Genomic DNA, 266 nt, shown 5'->3' on the forward strand with positions numbered 1-266 from the left:
TCGATCGGGTTCGTCCCGAACGGCACAAAAATCAGGTAATATCGCCAAGATAGGTGTTTTCCGCCCGCGACTGGGCATAGGCTGCCGGCTCGATGTCGGCAACGATCAGCGCCTCGCCGGCCGCGGGAGCCTCGGCAAGAAGCTTGCCGTCGGGGGCGGTGATGCGCGACAGGCCGGCATAGGCGAAGAGGTCGTCAAAGCCGCAGTGGTTGATATAGGCGACGGAGACCTGGTTCTCGAAGGCACGGACCCGGATCATGTGTTCG

1 protein-coding gene is annotated in these 266 nt (G+C 62.4%); it reads right to left on the bottom strand.

Annotated elements, in window-relative coordinates; translation table 11 throughout:
- Positions 1-31: 31 nt before the first annotated feature.
- On the bottom strand, positions 32-266 hold a 235-nt coding region (locus KVS69_RS19720; protein ID WP_302675394.1), incomplete at its 5' end, for a nitrilase-related carbon-nitrogen hydrolase.

Source organism: Stenotrophomonas sp. GbtcB23 (assembly GCF_019091045.1).
GTDB lineage: Bacteria > Pseudomonadota > Gammaproteobacteria > Xanthomonadales > Xanthomonadaceae > Stenotrophomonas > Stenotrophomonas rhizophila_A.